This window comes from Mycolicibacterium sp. XJ879 (genome assembly GCF_053483935.1).
Genome location: NZ_JBEFTH010000006.1, coordinates 213,253 through 231,882 on the forward strand (window position 1 = coordinate 213,253; position 18,630 = coordinate 231,882).

An 18,630-nucleotide genomic window follows, 5' to 3' on the forward strand; every position below is an offset into this window, starting at 1 on the left:
TGCACAGCCGGGGAGTGGGGGTGCGCCGGCGACGATCCTCGGCTGGACCAGGCCGACCCAGACGCCTGCAGTCAGGCGGTGCGGCCGCGCTCGACGCGGTATCGGCGCACCAGCGCGTCGGTCGACGAGTCCGACTGTTCTGCGGGCGGCGCATCGGCGGTGATCACCGGCAACAGCGCCTTGGCTTGGGTTTTGCCGAGTTCGACACCCCACTGGTCGAACGAGTCGATACCCCAGATCACGCCCTCGGTGAACACCTGGTGCTCGTAAAGCGCGATCAGCTGGCCGACGACCGACGGGGTCAGCTTGGTCGCCAGAATCGACGTGGAGGGCCGGTTGCCCGGCATCACCTTGTGCGGCACGACATCCGGTGGTGTGCCTGCTGGAAGGTCCCGGGCGATCTCCGCCGCATCTCTTCCGAACGCGAGCACCTGTGTCTGTGCGAAGAAGTTGCTCATCAACAGGTCATGCATGCTGCCTGAGCCGTCGGCCGTCGCGAGATCGTCTGTGGGCTGGGAGAACCCGATGAAGTCGGCGGGCACCAGCCGGGTGCCCTGGTGCAGCAGTTGGTAGAACGCGTGTTGGCCGTTGGTACCCGGCTCGCCCCAGAAGATCTCACCGGTATCGGTGACGACAGGGGTACCGTCGGCGCGCACCGACTTGCCGTTGGACTCCATCGTCAACTGTTGCAGATACGCCGCGAACCGGGCCAGATCGTTGGAGTAGGGCAGGACCGCGCGCGACTGCGCGCCGAAGAAGTTGTTGTACCACAACCCGATCAAGCCCAACAGCACCGGTGCGTTGGCATCCAGCGCCGCGGTGCGGAAGTGCTCGTCGACGATGTGAAACCCGGCCAGGAACTCGGCGAAACGTTCCCTGCCGATCGCTGCCATCACACTCAAACCGATTGCGCTGTCGACGGAATAACGCCCGCCGACCCAGTCCCAGAAGCCGAACATGTTGTCGGTGTTGATACCGAAATCGTCGACCAGCTTCTCGTTGGTGGACACCGCGACGAAATGCTTGGACACTGCGGCATCGCCGAGCGCATCGGTCAGCCAGCGGCGCGCGGCGGTGGCGTTGGTCAACGTCTCCAACGTCGAGAAGGTCTTGGATGCGACGATGAAAAGCGTTGTGGCCGGGTCGAGCCCGTCGAGCGTGGCAACCAGATCCGCCGGATCGACATTGGACACGAACCGCGCGGCGATACCGGCGTCGGCGTAGTGGCGCAACGCCTGATACACCATCACCGGGCCCAGATCCGAACCCCCGATGCCGATGTTGACGACGGTCCTGATGCGTTCACCGGTGGCGCCTGTCCACTCTCCGCTGCGCAACCGGTCGGTGAAATCGCCCATCCGGTCCAGCACCGCGTGCACATCGGCCACCACGTCCTGGCCGTCGACGACCAGTTCGGCGCCGCGCGGCAACCGCAGCGCGGTGTGCAACACGGCACGGTTCTCCGAGGTGTTGATGTGCACCCCGGAGAACATCGCGTCGCGGCGCTGCTCCAGCCGGGCGGCGCGGGCCAGGTCCACGAGCAGCTGCAACGTCTCCCGCGTGACCCGGTGCTTGCTGTAGTCGATGTAGAGATCGCCGACGGCGAGCGTCAATTCGGTGCCGCGCCCCGGATCGCCGGCGAAGAACTGCCGCAGGTGCGTTTCGCCGATGTCGTCGCGATGCCGTTGCAGGGCCTGCCACGCATCAGTCGCCGTGATATCGGGTATGTCGGCACTCATGACGATGACCCTAGTGCGGGGATAAGGCCGAAGGTGTAAGAGAGGAAGTATGGATACCGCCAAGCTGCTGTCGTCAGTACCCACCGGCCTGTGGATCGGCGGTGAGCAACGGGAAGGGTCGTCAACGTTCGACGTGCTCGACCCCTCCGACGACCAGGTGCTGGCATCCGTCGCGAACGCCACCCCCGACGACGCGATCGCCGCGCTGGACGTCGCATGCGGTGTGCAGGCCGACTGGGCGGCCACCGCGCCCCGCGAACGCGGCGAGATCCTGCGCGCGGTGTTCGAAAAGATCACCGAACGCGCCGACGACATCGCCGCGCTGATGACCCTGGAGATGGGCAAGGTGCTTCCGGAGAGCATGGCCGAGGTCAAGTACGGCGCGGAGTTCTTCCGCTGGTTCGCCGAAGAGGCTGTGCGCATCGCCGGGCGCTACACCCCCAGCCCGGCAGGCACCGGCCGCGTCCTGGTCACCAAACAGCCCGTCGGGCCCTGCTATGCGATCACGCCGTGGAACTTCCCGCTGGCCATGGGCACCCGCAAGATCGGCCCGGCGTTCGCCGCGGGCTGCACGATGATCGTCAAGCCCGCGCAGGAAACCCCGCTGACCATGCTGCTGTTGGCCAAGCTGATGGACGAGGCCGGGCTGCCCAAGGGTGTGCTGTCGGTGCTGCCGACCCAGAGCGCCGGGCCCGTCACCGAGGCGCTGATCGACGACGGGCGGCTGCGCAAGCTGACGTTCACCGGCTCCACCGGCGTCGGCAAGACGCTGGTCAAACAGTCGGCCGACAAGCTGCTGCGCACCTCGATGGAACTCGGCGGCAACGCCCCGTTCGTGGTGTTCGACGACGCCGACGTCGACGCCGCGGTCGACGGCGCCATCTTGGCCAAGATGCGCAACGGCGGCGAGGCCTGCACCGCCGCCAACCGGTTCCACGTCGCCAACGCCGTGCGCGAGGAGTTCACCGAGAAGCTGGTCAAGCGGATGAGCGAGTACACCCTAGGCAAGGGCCTCGACGAGAACTCGATGCTGGGCCCGCTGATCAACGCCAAACAGGTCGCCACCGTGCAGGAACTGGTGTCCGACGCCGTTGAGCGCGGCGCCACCGTCGTCCTCGGCGGTGAGGCCCCCGGCGGACCCGGGAACTTCTATCCGGCCACCGTGCTGACCGACGTGCCCGCCGACGCCCGCATCCTCAAAGAGGAGGTGTTCGGACCCGTCGCCCCCATCACCGGCTTCGACACCGAGGACCAAGGCGTAGCCGCTGCCAACGACACCGAGTACGGGCTGTCCGCCTACATTTACACCCAGTCCCTGGACCGCGCGCTGCGTGTGGCCGAGGGCATCGAGTCCGGCATCGTCGGCATCAACCGCGGCGTGGTCTCGGATCCCGCGGCGCCGTTCGGCGGCGTCAAGGAATCAGGCTTCGGCCGCGAGGGCGGGTTCGAAGGTATGGACGAGTATCTCGAGGTCAAGTACATCGCGCTGACGAAGTAGTCCTTCCGCGCGAGCTGGGCCCACACCGCTGGGCCCACGCGCAAAGGTAGCGGAAAGCTAAAACGCATCGACACGCCGCCGCGAATGCGATTTCGCGTCTGCTCGCGCAGGAAGAATCTCGGCAGTGACCCCCGCCCGCCGACGCGACATCCCCGCCCTCGACGGGCTGCGCGCCGTGGCGGTGGCTCTCGTGCTCGCCGACCACGGCGGGATCCCCGGGGTGCCCGGCGGCTTTCTCGGCGTCGACGTCTTCTTCGTGCTCAGCGGCTTCCTGATCACCTCGCTGTTGCTCGATGAGCACGCCCGCACCGGGCGAATCGCTCTGCGCGACTTCTGGATCCGGCGAGCACGCCGGTTGCTGCCCGCGCTGCTGCTCGTGGTGCTCGCGGTGGTCGCCGCCCGGGAGCTGTTCCCGACGCAGGCGGTCGCGACGCTGCGCGACGACGCCGTCGCCTCGTTCTTCTGGGTGGCCAACTGGGCGTTTGTCGCACAACGCACCGACTACTTCGCGCAGGGCGCACCGCCCTCGCCGCTGCAACACATGTGGTCGCTGGGCGTCGAGGAGCAGTACTACGCGCTATGGCCGCTGTTGCTGATCGCGCTGGCGTTCCTGTTTCGCGCGCGGCTGCGGACGGCAGTGCTGGTGCTGGCCACCGTCGGCGCGGCCGCATCGGCAACCGCGGCGATCGTGTTCACCACCGACGCGTCGCTGAACCGCATCTACTTCGGCACCGACACCCGCGCGCAGGCGTTGATGATCGGTGCGGCGGCCGCCGCGCTCGTGGTGCGCGACTGGACGACGGTGACTATGGGCGGGCCGGTGATTCGAGCGCGGTCGCGGCGATCGCTGGCCAGGGCACTGTCACTGGTGGGTGCGGTGGTATTGGGCGTCGCCGTGCACTACGCGACAGGCAGCACTGAGGACTTTCGCGGCGGTCTGCTGATCACCGTGGCGATCGCGTCGGTGTTCGTCGTCGCGGCGGTCGCGTTGGATCAGGACGGGCCGGTGGCCCGGGTGCTGGCGTGGCGTCCGCTGGTGTGGCTCGGCGCCATCTCCTACGGCGTCTACCTGTGGCACTGGCCGATTTTCTTGGCGCTCAACGGAGAACGGACGGGCTGGTCGGGGTGGTCGCTGTTCGCGCTGCGCTGCGCGGTGACCATCGCGTTGGCCGCGGCGTCGTGGTGGCTCCTCGAGCAGCCGATTCGGCGGTGGCGTCCGGTGATCGTGCCGATGCTGCCGCTGGCCGCGGCCACCGCCGCCACCGCCGCGGTGGTGACGATGACGGTGCTGCCGGTCGGGGTGGCACCCACCGAGCAGATCCCCAGCGAGGTCGACTCGGCCGCGTACGTCGGCGCGGAAGTCCCCGTCGAAGTCGAGCGGACCCCCCAGATCGCCCCCGGCACCAGGACCGTCGCGGTGTTCGGCGACTCGGTGGCCTGGACGATCATGCGGTATCTGCCGCCGACACCGGGTTTCGCGTTCAGCAACTACACGACGATCGGGTGCGGCATCGCGCGCGGCGGACCGTACCGCCACGTCGGCGAAACGCTGAACCAGAAGCCGGAATGTGACGCGTGGCCGGCCCGGTGGACGCAGCGCATCAACCACGATCGGCCCGACGTGGTGCTGTTGGTGATCGGCCGCTGGGAGGTCGTCGACCGGATGCACGAGGGCCGGTGGGCGCACATCGGCGAGCCGATCTACGACGCGTACCTGCGCAGCGAACTCAACCGCGCGCTGGACATCCTGGGCTCGACGGGTGCGCGCGTCGTCGTCACCACCGAGCCCTACAACCGGCGCGGTGAGAGGGCCGACGGCAGCCTCTATCCCGAAGACCGCCCCGAACGCATCGACGACTGGAACGACCTGCTGCGGCGGGTGGCGTTGAAACGCCCGAACGTCAAGGTGCTCGACCTCAACCGCAAGCTCGGGCCCAGCGGCGGCTACACCAACCGGATCGACGGCATCCGGATGCGCAGCGACGGCCTGCATCCCACACCGGACGCGGTGCAGTGGCTGACGCCCTGGCTGACCGACGCCCTCAAGTAGTAGGGATTTCGGCGCGCTAACCATCGCTGAGCGCGTGTTTGCGCACCGAAATCGCCGCTTAGTGGCCGAGGCGGCCGCGGCCCAGGCGCAACAGCAGCATCGCCAGGTCCTTGCCCTCCGGGCCGAGTTCGCTGTAGCGCTCGATGACCTTCATCTCGCGGCTGTGCACCAGGCGGGTGCCGCCGGAGGCCATCCGGGCCTTGCCGATCAGCCTCGACACTTCGGTGCGGCGTTTGACCGCCTCCAGGATCGCGGCGTCCAGCCGGTCGATTTCCATCCGCAAGTCGTCGATGTCGGGCACCGGCTCGATGTCAGTAGTCATGGGATCCTCTTCGCTCTCGTGGTGTGGCAAATCTGGTCTCATCCGTTCTCGGGCCTCACACAAGAGACGAGCCCCGGGTCCGGACGCGGACCACGGGGCTCACAGAAGCTGCTAAACCACGGGCACCGCTGGCCGGTACCCGTAGAAAAATCGGCGTCGAGCCGCCTGCTGGCTGTTGAGCACCAGATGAGTGTGCCACCAACGGTGGCGTCCGCGCAAAGGATGTCCCTCGTCAGCGGTAAGTTTGAATGCGACATGAGTGTGCACGTGACCGGTTCGGATCCCATCACCGGCTTGGCCTCCGCAGACGGCGACCTGCTGGCCGGGCTCAACCCCCAGCAACGCCGGGCGGTGCTGCACGAGGGCTCTCCGTTGCTCATCGTCGCCGGCGCCGGATCCGGTAAGACCGCCGTGCTGACCCGCAGGATCGCCTACCTGCTGGCCCACCGTGACGTGGGCGTCGGGCAGGTGCTGGCCATCACGTTCACGAACAAGGCCGCCGCCGAGATGCGCGAGCGCGTGGTTGCGCTGGTCGGGCCGCGGGCCCGGTCGATGTGGGTGTCGACGTTTCACTCGACCTGTGTGCGGATCCTGCGCAACCAGGCCTCGCTGCTGCCCGGGCTGAACTCCAACTTCTCGATCTATGACGCCGATGACTCGCGGCGGCTGCTGCAGATGATCGGCAAGGACCTGGGGCTGGACACCAAGCGGTATTCGCCGCGGCTGCTGGCCAACGGGATCTCCAACCTCAAGAACGAACTGATCGGTCCGCAGGAGGCCGCGTCCGACGCCGCCGACGTCGGCGAGGAGATGCCCCGCATCATCGCCGAGGTCTACGCCGAGTACCAGCGCCGGTTGCGGGCGGCCAACGCGCTGGACTTCGACGATCTCATCGGCGAGACAGTCGCTGTGCTGCAAGCCTTTCCGCAGATCGCCCAGTACTACCGGCGGCGGTTCCGGCACATCCTCGTCGACGAGTACCAGGACACCAACCACGCCCAGTACGTGCTGGTACGTGAACTCGTGGGAAGGGAGAGCCCGGGAGACGATCCAGCCGGGGTGGCGCCCGCCGAGCTGTGCGTGGTGGGCGACGCCGACCAGTCCATCTACGCGTTCCGCGGGGCCACGATCCGCAACATCGAGGATTTCGAACGCGACTTCCCCAACGCCACAACGATTCTGCTGGAGCAGAACTACCGTTCGACGCAGAACATCCTCAACGCCGCCAACTCGGTGATCGCGCGCAACGCCGGCCGGCGCGATAAGCGGCTGTGGACCGACGCGGGGGAGGGTGAGCTGATCGTCGGCTACGTCGCCGACAACGAGCACGACGAGGCGCGGTTCGTCGCGTCCGAGATCGACACGCTGGTGGACCGCGGGGACATCACCTATAACGACGTCGCGGTCTTCTACCGCACCAACAACTCCTCGCGCGCGTTGGAGGAGGTGTTCATCCGCTCCGGTATCCCCTACAAAGTCGTTGGCGGCGTTCGCTTTTACGAACGCAAGGAGATCCGCGACATCGTGGCCTACCTGCGGGTGCTGGACAACCCGGGCGACTCGGTGAGCATGCGGCGCATTCTCAATACCCCGCGGCGCGGGATCGGGGATCGCGCCGAAGCGTGCGTTGCCGTCTACGCCGAGAACACCGGGCTGAGCTTCAACGATTCGCTTCAGGCGGCCGCCGAGGGCAAGGTGCCGATGCTCAACACCCGCTCGGAGAAGGCGATCGCCGGCTTCGTCGAGATGCTCGACGACCTGCGCGGGCGTCTCGACGGTGAACTGGGCGACCTGGTGGAGGCGGTGCTCGACCGCACCGGCTACCGCACCACGCTGGAATCCTCGAGCGACCCGCAGGACCTCGCGCGCCTGGACAACCTGAACGAATTGGTCAGCGTCGCACACGAATTCAGTACCGACCTCGCGAACGCCCAGGCGCTCGACGAACCGGTGGACGAGGACATCCCCGACACCGGTGTGCTGGCCCAGTTCCTCGAACGGGTGTCGCTGGTGGCCGACGCCGACGAGTTGCCCGAGCACGGCGCCGGCGTGGTGACCATGATGACGCTGCACACCGCCAAGGGCCTGGAGTTCCCGGTGGTGTTCGTGACCGGTTGGGAAGACGGCATGTTCCCGCACATGCGGGCGCTGGGCGACCCGACCGAACTGTCGGAGGAACGGCGGTTGGCTTACGTCGGCATCACCCGCGCCCGCCAGCGACTCTACGTTAGCCGGGCCAAGGTCCGATCGTCGTGGGGTCAGCCGATGCTCAACCCGGAATCACGGTTCCTCAAAGAGATTCCGCAGCACCTTATCGAGTGGCGGCGCACCGACCCGGGGCCGTCGATGTCGGCGCCGGGCCGAGCATCTACCGCGGGGCGCGGGCAGATGTTCGGCACGCCGCGCCCGGCGCCGGCACGGTCGTCGGCCGGTAAGCGTCCGCTGGTGGTGCTGGAACCAGGTGACCGTGTGAGCCACGACAAGTACGGGCTGGGTCGCGTGGAGGAGGTGTCCGGCGTCGGCGAATCGGCGATGTCGCTCATCGACTTCGGCAGTGCGGGTCGCGTCAAGCTCATGCACAACCACGCACCGTTGACCAAGCTTTGATATGGCGACTTCCGTGCGGCTGATCCGCTCATCCACGCTGTCCGATGTAGTCGAGTATGCCTATGCGGCAACCGCTCCCAAGGACGCACGGTTGATCTTCCTCGCCGGGGCTTGTCCGCTCAACGACGACGGCACGACGGCAGCCGTCGGTGACTACGCGGGGCAGGCGGCAGTCTGCATTGAGACGATGACCCGCGCGCTGGCCGCGGCCGGAGCAACCTTGCAGGATGTGATCCACACGCGGGTGCTCGTCGCTAGCGGCGAGCAACGCGATCTGGTCACCGCATGGGAGGTGGTTCGCGATGCGTTCGGCGACCATGACGTGCCGAGCACCTTGTTCGGGGTGACCGTGCTCGGATATGACGATCAACTCGTCGAGATCGAGGCCATCGCTGCCGTCGTCGACGCCTAGGAGCGCTGCCAGCGGCCGGTGGCAGGCAACACAGCCAGCACCACGGTGCTCACCGGCAGCGCCGGGATCGCGTAGACCACGGGCGCCAGATCCGCGCCCGCGACGAACAGGCTCGAGAAGATCAACAGCGCCACAACGGCACCCACCACGACCAGCAGACGGCTCATCCGGCGGCGCAGCAACAGCCCGATCAGCCCCGCGATCAGAGCGGCTGCCGCTATCGCGGTCAGAAAAGCCACCGCCACGCAGAACAGCGGATCCGTCTGCCACCAGCCGGTGATGACGTCGGTGGCGATCACCGCCGTCGCCCAGCCCGACAGAATGGCCGCGATGGCCGTGGCGATCGCGGTGTGCGGAGTGGCGCGCCGGGCGGGTTCCACGGCGGTGGGGCGGGCCCGTGGGATATAGCTCGTCGGCGGCTCGGCGGCCGTCGGGACCTCGCCGGTCGGATGGCGACGGATGATGTTCGTCTGCGCATCCTCGGCACTACTGCCCGGTGCCTGCTGGGTGGGCGCGTCGCTGCGGACGATGGGGATCTCGCCGGTGGGATGGCGACGGATTATCCGTGGTGAGCTTTCGGGGTCGTCGGCCACTCAGCCAGCGTAATTGTCAGGCGCTCAGGGGGTCAGGCCGCGCTTGGCCAGCCATCCGACCGGATCGACCCGGTCGGTGCCGTTCGTCAGAACCTCGAAGTGCAGGTGCGGTCCGGTCGAATTGCCGGTGTTGCCCATCTTTGCGATCTGGTCTCCGGCCCACACCCGCTGCCCGACGTTGACCAGAACAGAGCTGAGGTGACCGTAGAGCGTCACCGAGCCGTCGGAGTGGCGCAGCTTGACCATGGTGCCGTAACCGGCGTAGGGGCCCGCTGAGATGACGACGCCGTCGGATGCCGCCAGGATGGGCGTGCCGATCGAGTTCGCGATGTCGATACCGCCGTGCAGGACACCCCAGCGATATCCGAAGCCCGACGTCCACACCCCGGTGGTCGGCATGACGAACATCGGGCGCTGCAGACGGGCCTCGCGTTCGGCGCGTTCCTGAGCGAACGCGGCCGCCTTCTGGATCTCCTCGGTGTGTACGGCCGAGCTGGCTGCCGGCGTGACCGCCACGACCTGCATACCGTCCATCGACCCGGTGATCGCGCCGCCGCCGATGGCGGTCTGATCGGCGGCCAGCACGGTGGCGTCGCTGTCCTTGGGCGAGGGGTGGGTCATCGAGTAGGCGCCTGCGGCGGTAGCGCCGACGGCCATCGCCGCGACCACCAGCCGGCCCTTCACGGGGACGTCGGGTTTGCGGTGCTCGCCGCGACGGCCGATTTTGATGACGTCGGTGGCGTCCATGCCGTCGCTGGTGTCGGTGTGGCTGTCGCGGTACGCGTGCGTGCGGCGCGCATGCTTGGGGCCCGCCTGAAACTCCGACGGCACCGCCAGCCGCAGGGGGGCCAGATCGTCGGTGTCATGCAGGTCATCGAGTTCGGGAGCGGAGATGACGGAGGACTCGCGGTCGAAGGCGCAACTCTCCCGAAAGTCCACGTCGGCGAGGTCGCCGAACTCGTTGAACGGGATGATCTGGGTGACTTCAGCGGAGTTATCAGTGGCGCGGCCGATGATTTGCCGTTTCGTCGACGCCCCGGCGGGGAATCTGGACGAACGGTGCGCAGCCAACCTGAGGATTCCTTTTCGCTGTGATCAAAACGTGACCTTGACCAGAAGGCACGTTAACCAAACCCCAATGTTGGCTGCAAGCCAAGTGGAAATTCCGTTGGGGATTGTGAGGTGTATCACCATCGGCTCCCGGTGAGATCGACCACATGAGCGGTGGGCGGTGCATACGTACTCGGCGCGTGTCGATAAAGTTCCTCCGAGCCCGTCAGGCCCGAACCTTTGCAGTCAACGCGCTAGAGACAGTGAGTCCATGGACCTCTTCGAATACCAGGCGAAAGAACTGTTCGCCAAGCACAACGTGCCCACGACGCCCGGCCGGGTGACCACCACCGCCGAGGACGCCAAGGCGATCGCCGAGGAGATCGGCCAGCCGGTGATGGTCAAGGCGCAGGTCAAAACCGGCGGCCGCGGCAAGGCCGGCGGTGTCAAGTACGCGGCCACCGCCGACGACGCCTTCACCCACGCGCAGAACATCCTCGGCCTCGACATCAAGGGCCACATCGTCAAGAAGCTGCTGGTCTCCGAGGCCAGCGACATCGCCGAGGAGTACTACATCTCGTTCCTGCTCGACCGCGCCAACCGCACCTACCTGGCGATGTGCTCGGTCGAGGGCGGTATGGAGATCGAAGAGGTCGCGGCCACCAAGCCCGACCGGTTGGCCAGAGTGCCCGTCGACGCCATCAAAGGTGTCGACGAGGCGTTCGCGCGTGAGATCGCCGAGAAGGGTCATCTGCCTGCCGAGGTGCTCGACGCGGCGGCGGTGACGATCGCCAAGCTGTGGGAGGTATTCGTCGGCGAGGACGCCACTCTGGTCGAGGTCAACCCGCTGGTGCGCACGCCTGACGATCAGATCCTGGCGCTTGACGGCAAGGTCACCCTGGACGCCAACGCCGACTTCCGCCATCCCGAGCACGCGGAGTTCGAGGACCGCGACGCCACGGATCCGCTGGAGCTGAAGGCCAAGGAAAACGACCTCAACTACGTCAAGCTCGACGGTGCAGTCGGCATCATCGGCAACGGCGCGGGTCTGGTGATGTCGACGCTGGACGTGACGGCTTATGCGGGGGAGAAGCACGGTGGGGTCAAACCGGCCAACTTCCTCGACATCGGCGGCGGCGCATCGGCCGAGGTGATGGCCGCCGGCCTGGACGTGATCCTCAACGATCCTCAGGTCAAGAGCGTCTTCGTGAACGTGTTCGGCGGCATCACCGCCTGCGACGCGGTCGCCAACGGCATCGTCAACGCGCTGAAGATCCTCGGTGACGAGGCCAACAAGCCGCTGGTGGTCCGCCTCGACGGCAACAACGTCGAAGAGGGTCGCCGCATCCTGGCCGATGCCAACCACCCGTTGGTGATCCAGGCCGACACCATGGACTCCGGCGCCGACAAAGCCGCCGAACTGGCGAACAAGTAAGGGACACAACCCATGTCGATCTTCCTGAACAAGAACTCCAAGGTCATCGTCCAGGGCATCACCGGCGGCGAAGGCACCAAGCACACCGCGCTGATGCTCAAGGCCGGCACGCAGATCGTCGGCGGCGTGAACGCGCGCAAGGCCGGAACCGAAGTGGCCCACAAGGACAAGAATGGCCAAGACGTCCGTTTGCCGGTGTTCGGCAGCGTCGCCGAGGCGATGAAGGAGACCGGCGCGGACGTGTCGGTGGTGTTCGTGCCGCCGAAGTTCGCCAAGGACGCGATCATCGAGGCCATCGACGCCCAGATCCCGCTGCTGGTCGTCATCACCGAGGGAATTCCGGTCCAGGACACCGCATATGCGTGGGCCTACAACGTCCAAAAGGGGCAGAAGACCCGCATCATCGGTCCCAACTGCCCAGGCATCATCACGCCCGGCGAGGCACTGGCCGGCATCACCCCCGCCAACATCACCGGCCCGGGTCCGGTTGGCCTGGTGTCGAAATCGGGCACGCTGACCTACCAGATGATGTTCGAGCTGCGCGACTTCGGCTTCTCCACCGCGATCGGCATCGGCGGCGACCCGGTCATCGGCACCACCCACATCGACGCCATCGAGGCGTTCGAGAAGGATCCCGACACCAAGGTGATCGTGATGATCGGCGAGATCGGCGGCGACGCCGAGGAGCGCGCGGCCGAGTACATCAAGGACAACGTGTCCAAGCCGGTCGTCGGCTACGTCGCGGGCTTCACCGCCCCGGAGGGCAAGACCATGGGCCACGCCGGCGCGATCGTGTCCGGTTCGTCAGGCACCGCGGCCGCCAAGCAGGAGGCGCTGGAAGCCGCCGGCGTGAAGGTCGGCAAGACCCCGTCGGCGACGGCACAGCTGGCCCGAGAGATCCTGCAGAGCCTGTAACCCCTTTCTGCCGAGCAGTTCTAAGAAAGGTGTTGGGCGAGGAACCGCTCGACCGCGTGATACATGTCGATCGAGTTGTCCGGGTTCAGGAATCCGTGTCCCTCGTCGTCCTTGACCATGTACTCGACCTCGACCCCGCGCCCGCGTAGCGCCTCGACGAGGTTGTCGGACTCGGCCTGCACGACGCGGGAGTCGTTGGCGCCCTGCACGACCAGCAGCGGGGTGCGGATCCGGTCGACGCGGGTGATGGGGGAGCGGGCCAGCATGTCGACTTCCTGCGCCGGATCCGACGGGTCACCGACGTAGAGGTGCCAGTTGTTGGCCAGGAACGGCCGGGCCACGTTGGGCAGCGTGCGCATGAAGTTGGCCAGGCTGGAGATGCCGACGTAATCGACCGCCGCGGCGAACACGTCCGGGGTGAACGTGACACCCACGAGCGCGGCGTAACCGCCGTATGAGCCGCCGAAGATCGCGACCCGGTCCGGATCGGCATAGCCCTCCGTGACCGCCCACGCCACGGCGTCGACGAGGTCGTCGTGCATCCTGCCCGCGAACTCACCGATGGCCGCCTTGGTGAACGCCTTCCCGTAGCCGGTCGATCCGCGGAAGTTGATCTGCAGCACCGCATATCCGCGGTTCGCCAGCAGTTGCACGTCGGGCTGGCAGTACCAGCAGTCCCGCGCCCACGGGCCGCCGTGGACCAGCAGCACCATCGGAAGGCCGACCGGTTCCATACCGACCGGCAGCGTCAGGTATCCGTGCAGCGGCAGGTCGTCGCGGGCGGTCAGGGCCACCGGTGTCATCGGCGCCAACGTGTCCGGGTCGAGCTGCGGGTAGGGCCGGAACAGCAGCCGGCTTTCACCCGTCGCGTGGTCGTAGAGATAGGTGACACCCGGGTCGCGGTCGTGCAGGAAGTCGACCACCCATCGCCGCCCGCTGCGGTCCGACGAGATGCCGGAGAGGTCACCGTCGGACAGCGCGCTGAGCTTCTCCAGCACCGCTGCGAAATGGGGGTCCAGCGGGTGAATCACCTGCCGCTCACCGTAATAGCGGGCGCCGATCAGGTCACCGGTTCCCGTGCTGAGGATCAGCGGCGACGGTAGCGTCAGCTGCACCGCGAGATCGAGCTCCGGGTCGCTGTCGACCATGGACTCCTCGCCGGTGGCGACGCTCAAACGGACCAGCCGAGTGCGGTCACTGCCCCGGTTGCTGCCGAGCCAGAGCCCGCTGCCGTCGGGGGTGACCACGACCGGGAAGATGCCCAGCGGATAGTCGGTGCCGTCGTAGGTCGCGATCGTGCGTAGCGACGCGGCCGAGCTGTCCCACTGTGCGATGTCGATGTCGCCGTCGGCGGTCAGCGTGTTGGTGAATAGGTCACCGTTCGGGCCGCTGATCCAGTGCACGACATTGCCGGGATTCTCGGCGACCATGGTGAGATCGCCGGTGGCGATGTCGAGTTCGTAGGCGTCGAACAGTTCGGGGTTGCGCTTGTTCATCTGCACGACGGCGGTGCCCGGCCGTCGTTCCGGCAGTGCGAACGACGTCCGGACCCCGGGGAACGGGGTGAGGTCCACGGCTGCACCGGACGGGTCGTCCGGGTCGACGCGGTACAGGTGCCAGTTCTCGTCGCCGCCGTTGTCCTGCAGGTACAGCAACCACCGGGAATCCTGGCTCCAGCGGTAGATGTAGACGCTTCTGATCTTGTCGGCGGTCACACAGTGCGCGTCCTCGCCGCCGTTGACGTCCTGCACCCAGACGTTGAGCCGGTCGTGCCACGGGGCCAGAAACGCGATGCGGGTTCCGTCCGGCGAGATCGTCGCGGCGGCCCGGACCGGCGGACGGAAGAAGTCTTCGACGGTGATTTGGGGTGGCAGTGCCATATTTCCCTTCGGGGTGGTGGGGATTCAGTGCGGGACGGGCCCGCCGAGGCGTCCGTTGGTGGCGTCCCGGATCGCGCGGTCGATGAGTGCGAGGGTCTGCTCCTGGGTGACTGCTTCGCCTTCGACGATGACCGCGCGGCTGACGTCCTCGTCCACGACGCGGAACGCGCCGGTGACCGCAGCCGCACACAGGCGGACGGTCAGGTCGTTCTCCTTGAGGTTCAAGCGGTCGGCCACCACCGGGATGAAGCCCTGCTCCATCCGGTCGTGGACCATTAGATAGGCGGTGCGCAGCGCCGGTTCCGACTCGGTCATGGTCGCGATGCGCATCGCGCTGAATTCGTCGGCGATCTCCTGCGGGCCCAGCGGCTGCGAGACGATCTCCGCCGCGAGGTGTTCGGCCAGCGACAGATCGTGCGGCCACCGGTGCAGGATCGCCACGAACCGGTCGGCCGACCGGGCGAGCAGCGGTTCCACGCAGCTCTCCTTCGACCGGAAGTACCGCCAGACCGTGCGCGTGGACAGCCCCGCCGCCGCGGCGATGTCGTCGCCGCTGGTGCCGGTGACCCCACGTTCCCAGAACAGCCGGCAGGCGTGTCGCGAGACCTCCAGACGCGCCTGGACCTGCTTCTCGCCGCTCATCTCACCTCCGACTGTCACTAAGCGACAGCACCACTGTGTCACTAAGTGACAGTGCGGTCAAGCCGATGCGCGGATCGGCCGCCGCATCCATTAGCCTGTCGAATTAACAGTCGTCAGGAGGTCTGTAATGGTCGATTCCAGGACCCCCGTGATCGTCGGCGTCGGGCAGTTCACCGAGCGCATCGACGATGCGGACTACCGCGGCATGTCGGCGGTGGATCTGGCGACCGAGGGGGCCCGCGGCGCGCTCGCCGACACCGGCGTGCACGCCTCGACCGTCGCCCGCGCGATCGAGACGGTCTACGCGCTACGCCAGTTCGAGATCTCCGGGCCGATGCCCGCGACGCTGGGCAAGTCCAACAACTATCCGCGTTCGGTGATGCGCCGCGTCGGGGGCGACCCGGCCCGTGTCGTGCTCGAACCCGTCGGCGGTCAGGGTCCGCAGAAACTGGTCACCGAGGCCGGTGCGGCGATCGTGGCGGGCGAGTTCGATGTCGCGATGATCATCGGCTCAGAGCCGGGGTCGACGGCGCGCTTTTGGCGCCATGCCGCCGAATCGGGACGGGACAAACCTGACTTCACCGAGCACGTCGAGGGTCAACTCGAGGACCGGGGCCACCAAATCCACCGGTATTTCACCGAGTACACCGCCAATCACGGGCTGACCGGCGCCGCGGTGCAGTACGGGCTGCTGGACAACGCCCGCCGCGCCCGGCTCGGCCTCAGCGTCGCCGACTACCGCCGCCAGATGGCGGAGCTGTTCGCGCCGATGTCGAAAGTCGCTGCCAAGAACCCGTTCTCGTCGTCACCGGTGGAGCGCTCGGTGTCCGACATTGTCACCGTCGACGACGACAACCGGATGATCTGCGATCCGTACCCGCGTCTGCTGGTCGCCCGCGACCAGGTCAACCAGGGCGCCGCGGCGATCATGATGTCGGTGGAGGCGGCCCGCAGACTCGGTGTGCCCGAAGACAAGTGGGTGTACGTACACGGGCACTCGGACCTGACCGAACAGGGCCTGCTGGAGCGCGCGGACCTCGGAGCCAGCCCGGCGGCCGCGCACGCCGCGCAGGAGGCGTTGCGGGTGGCGGGCATCGGTGTCGACGACGTCGCGACGTTCGATCTTTACAGCTGTTTTCCCTTCCCGGTCTTCGTCGTCTGCGAGGCGCTCGGCCTTGCGGCCGACGATCCCCGCGGCTTGACCGTCACCGGTGGCCTGCCCTACTTCGGCGGGCCGGGCAACAGCTACTCGCTGCACGCCATCGCCGAGACCGTCGTCCAGATGCGGGACAGGCCTCGGCAATTCGGCTTCGTCGGCGCCAACGGCGGCACCATGAGCAAGTACTCGGTCGGCATCTACTCGACCACGCCGGCGGAGTGGCGGCCCGATCGCAGCGCTGAACTCGACGCGCAGATCGCGGCGCTGCCGACGGTGCCGCTGACCGAGCGTCCCGAGGGGTACGGCACCATCGAGACCTACTCAGTGCGCTACGACTGGCCGAACCGCACCGGCATCATCGTCGGCAGGAGCGACGCTGACGGTTCACGGTTCATGGCCATCACCGAGGACGCCGACCTGCTGGCGCTGATGACCGACGGCGATCCGCTGGGTGTGGCGATCGACGTGCGCTGGGACGAGAAGGTCAACCGCGCGACACTGGCCTGATGAAGGCTTGGTTCGGTGTCCTGTTGCTCGTGCTCGCGACCGGGTGTGCGCCGCGGGACGACCCGTCGACGCTGGTGGTGTTCGCCGCGGCGTCGCTTTCGGACGCGTTCACCGAGATGGGGCTGAGCTTCGGAGGCGACGGTGTCACGGTGGAGTTCTCGTTCGCCGGGTCCGCCGACTTGGTCACCCAGCTGACCCAGGGCGCCCGCGCCGACGTGTTCGCCTCGGCCGACGCGCGGAACATGGAGCGGGCCGCACAGGCCGGCCTGCTGGCCGGTGACCCGGTGGACTTCGCGTCCAACACCCTGGCCATCGTCGTCGCACCCGGAAACCCGCACGGCGTCACGGGTTTTGCCGATCTGGGCCGATCCGGGATCGACGTGGTGACGTGCGCGCCGCAAGTGCCGTGCGGGGCGGCGACCGAGAAGGCCGAACACGTCGCGGGTGTGTCACTGCAGCCGGTCAGCGAGGAGTCGTCGGTCACCGACGTGCTGAACAAGGTCGCCGGCGGGCAGGCCGACGCCGGCCTGGTCTATGTCACCGATGCGCGGGCGGCGGGAGACCGGGTCACCACGGTGCCTGCTCCCGAGATCGCCGACGTCGTCAATACCTACCCCATTGCCGCGCTGAAGGATTCGCCACGGCTCGACCTCGCGCGGCAGTTCGTCGACACTGTCACCGGCGAAGCGGGCAGGCAGGTGCTGGACGCCGCCGGGTTCGGCACACCCTGATCACTTCAGGTCGGCCAGCTTGCCCGCCAGACGCTCGACGTAGGCGGCGACGTCGTCGGCGGACTTGTCCGGCAGGCCGAACAGCACCTCGGTGACCCCTAGGTCGGCCCAGCGCGCCAATTTCTCCGGATCCGGTTTGAAGTCCAGCGCCACGATCTGCGGAGCACCCGGTCGGTCGCCGTCGGCCCAGATGTCCTGCAGCTGTTTCACCGGCGCGTCGATGTCGAAGTCACGCGGCGTGGTGATCCAGCCGTCGGCGGAGCGGGTGATCCACTTGAAGTTCTTCTCCGTGCCGGCCGCGCCGACGAGCACCGGGATGTGCGACTGCACCGGCTTCGGCCACGCCCAGCTCGGCCCGAAGTTGACGAACTCACCCTCGTAGGCCGCTTCCTCCTCGGTCCACAGCGCCCGCATCGCCTCCAGATACTCGCGCAACATTGTGCGGCGGCGGCCGGGCGGCACGTTGTGGTCGGCCAGCTCGTCGGTGTTCCAGCCGAATCCGACCCCGAGGCTGACCCGGCCGCCGGAGAGGTGATCGAGCGAGGCGATGGTCTTGGCCAGCGAGATCGGGTCGTGCTCGACGGGCAGCGCGACCGCCGTCGACAACCGCACCCGCGTCGTCACCGCGCACGCTGTGGCCAGGCTCACCCACGGATCCAACGTGCGCATGTAGCGGTCGTCGGGCAGCGTCTCGTCGCCGGTCGTCGGATGGGCGGCCTGCCGTTTGATCGGGATGTGGGTGTGTTCGGGCACGTAGAAGGTGGTGAACCCATGGTCATCGGCGAGCTTGGCCGCCGCTGCCGGGGTGATCCCGCGGTCGCTGGTGAAAAGTACGAGCCCGAAATTCATGGCTGAATTAGAACGTGTTCTAGTCGCAAGGGCAACACCCGGGGTGGATCGACGGTGGGCGCGGCCGGGCGCCCCGGCGGCTTTTTGCACGTCCACACCGAAATCGAGTACGTCGATGCGTTGCTGTCGCCTCGACGCGCGAAATCCAAGATTCCGAAGAGAATTCGACCGGACAACCCGTGCCACGTCGATTCGACTCAGGTGCGCTAGCGTGGACTTCAAGCCCGACAGCACAGGAGAG

At 67.3% G+C, this 18,630-nt stretch carries 15 protein-coding genes; 8 read left to right on the forward strand and 7 right to left on the reverse strand.

The annotated features are described in order from the left end of the window. Positions 1-71 precede the first annotated feature (71 nt). Positions 72-1,739: a glucose-6-phosphate isomerase gene (gene pgi / locus ABQF13_RS16260; protein ID WP_448393794.1), complete on the reverse strand. Its 1,668-nt coding sequence runs from the start codon at positions 1,737-1,739 to the stop codon at positions 72-74. Positions 1,740-1,788: 49 nt separating this feature from the next. On the opposite strand from pgi, the gene ABQF13_RS16265 reads away from it, so the two are divergent. Together ABQF13_RS16265 and ABQF13_RS16270 are read left to right on the forward strand one after the other, a co-directional pair. Then, the gene (locus ABQF13_RS16265; RefSeq protein WP_448393795.1) at positions 1,789-3,237 is read left to right on the forward strand and encodes an NAD-dependent succinate-semialdehyde dehydrogenase; all 1,449 of its coding nucleotides are present in this window, start codon (positions 1,789-1,791) and stop codon (positions 3,235-3,237) included. A 124-nt stretch (positions 3,238-3,361) separates the two neighbouring features. Beyond that, positions 3,362-5,287: an acyltransferase family protein gene (locus ABQF13_RS16270; protein WP_448393796.1), complete on the forward strand. Its 1,926-nt coding sequence runs from the start codon at positions 3,362-3,364 to the stop codon at positions 5,285-5,287. Positions 5,288-5,345: 58 nt separating this feature from the next. Here ABQF13_RS16270 and ABQF13_RS16275 read toward each other — a convergent pair whose 3' ends face one another. Next, positions 5,346-5,651: a chorismate mutase gene (locus ABQF13_RS16275; RefSeq protein ID WP_448393797.1), complete on the reverse strand. Its 306-nt coding sequence runs from the start codon at positions 5,649-5,651 to the stop codon at positions 5,346-5,348. Between the two features lie 213 nt (positions 5,652-5,864). Here ABQF13_RS16275 and pcrA point away from each other — a divergent pair, with 213 nt between their 5' ends. Together pcrA and ABQF13_RS16285 are read left to right on the forward strand one after the other, a co-directional pair. Next, positions 5,865-8,216 carry a DNA helicase PcrA gene (pcrA, locus tag ABQF13_RS16280; protein ID WP_448393798.1) on the forward strand — a complete coding sequence of 784 codons (2,352 nt, stop codon included), beginning with the start codon at positions 5,865-5,867 and terminating at the stop codon, positions 8,214-8,216. A 1-nt stretch (position 8,217) separates the two neighbouring features. Next, positions 8,218-8,628 (forward strand): RidA family protein, encoded by a 411-nt coding sequence (locus ABQF13_RS16285; RefSeq protein ID WP_448393799.1) that lies wholly within the window; start codon positions 8,218-8,220, stop codon positions 8,626-8,628. Here ABQF13_RS16285 and ABQF13_RS16290 read toward each other — a convergent pair. Both ABQF13_RS16290 and ABQF13_RS16295 read right to left on the reverse strand, forming a co-directional pair. Continuing rightward, positions 8,625-9,221 carry a hypothetical protein gene (locus ABQF13_RS16290; RefSeq protein ID WP_448393800.1) on the reverse strand — a complete coding sequence of 199 codons (597 nt, stop codon included), beginning with the start codon at positions 9,219-9,221 and terminating at the stop codon, positions 8,625-8,627. The two genes, ABQF13_RS16285 and ABQF13_RS16290, sit on opposite strands and share 4 nt — an antisense overlap. 24 nt (positions 9,222-9,245) lie before the next feature. Further along, positions 9,246-10,292: a M23 family metallopeptidase gene (locus ABQF13_RS16295; RefSeq protein WP_448393801.1), complete on the reverse strand. Its 1,047-nt coding sequence runs from the start codon at positions 10,290-10,292 to the stop codon at positions 9,246-9,248. 160 nt (positions 10,293-10,452) lie between these two features. On the opposite strand from ABQF13_RS16295, the gene sucC reads away from it, so the two are divergent. Both sucC and sucD read left to right on the forward strand, forming a co-directional pair. Then, a complete protein-coding gene (gene sucC / locus ABQF13_RS16300; protein WP_448393802.1) occupies positions 10,453-11,706 on the forward strand; it encodes an ADP-forming succinate--CoA ligase subunit beta in 1,254 nt (417 codons plus the stop codon). Between the two features lie 12 nt (positions 11,707-11,718). Further along, positions 11,719-12,621 (forward strand): succinate--CoA ligase subunit alpha, encoded by a 903-nt coding sequence (gene sucD, locus ABQF13_RS16305; RefSeq protein WP_448393803.1) that lies wholly within the window; start codon positions 11,719-11,721, stop codon positions 12,619-12,621. Between the two features lie 20 nt (positions 12,622-12,641). Here the strand turns inward: sucD and ABQF13_RS16310 are convergent, their stop codons facing one another. Beyond that, a complete protein-coding gene (locus ABQF13_RS16310) occupies positions 12,642-14,501 on the reverse strand; it encodes a S9 family peptidase (RefSeq protein ID WP_448393804.1) in 1,860 nt (619 codons plus the stop codon). A gap of 24 nt (positions 14,502-14,525) precedes the next feature. Further along, positions 14,526-15,143, reverse strand: a complete 618-nt coding sequence (locus tag ABQF13_RS16315; RefSeq protein WP_448393805.1) for a TetR/AcrR family transcriptional regulator — start codon at positions 15,141-15,143, stop codon at positions 14,526-14,528. A 127-nt stretch (positions 15,144-15,270) separates the two neighbouring features. Between ABQF13_RS16315 and ABQF13_RS16320 the strand changes: the two genes are divergently transcribed. Further along, positions 15,271-16,809, forward strand: a complete 1,539-nt coding sequence (locus tag ABQF13_RS16320; RefSeq protein ID WP_448393806.1) for an acetyl-CoA acetyltransferase — start codon at positions 15,271-15,273, stop codon at positions 16,807-16,809. Continuing rightward, on the forward strand, positions 16,809-17,540 hold the full coding sequence (gene modA, locus ABQF13_RS16325; RefSeq protein ID WP_448393807.1) for a molybdate ABC transporter substrate-binding protein: 732 nt from the start codon (positions 16,809-16,811) through the stop codon (positions 17,538-17,540). Before ABQF13_RS16320 ends, modA begins: the two co-directional genes overlap by 1 nt. Here modA and ABQF13_RS16330 read toward each other — a convergent pair whose 3' ends face one another. After that, positions 17,541-18,389, reverse strand: coding sequence for an LLM class F420-dependent oxidoreductase (locus ABQF13_RS16330; protein WP_448393808.1), 849 nt, complete (start codon positions 18,387-18,389; stop codon positions 17,541-17,543). Positions 18,390-18,630 lie beyond the last annotated feature (241 nt).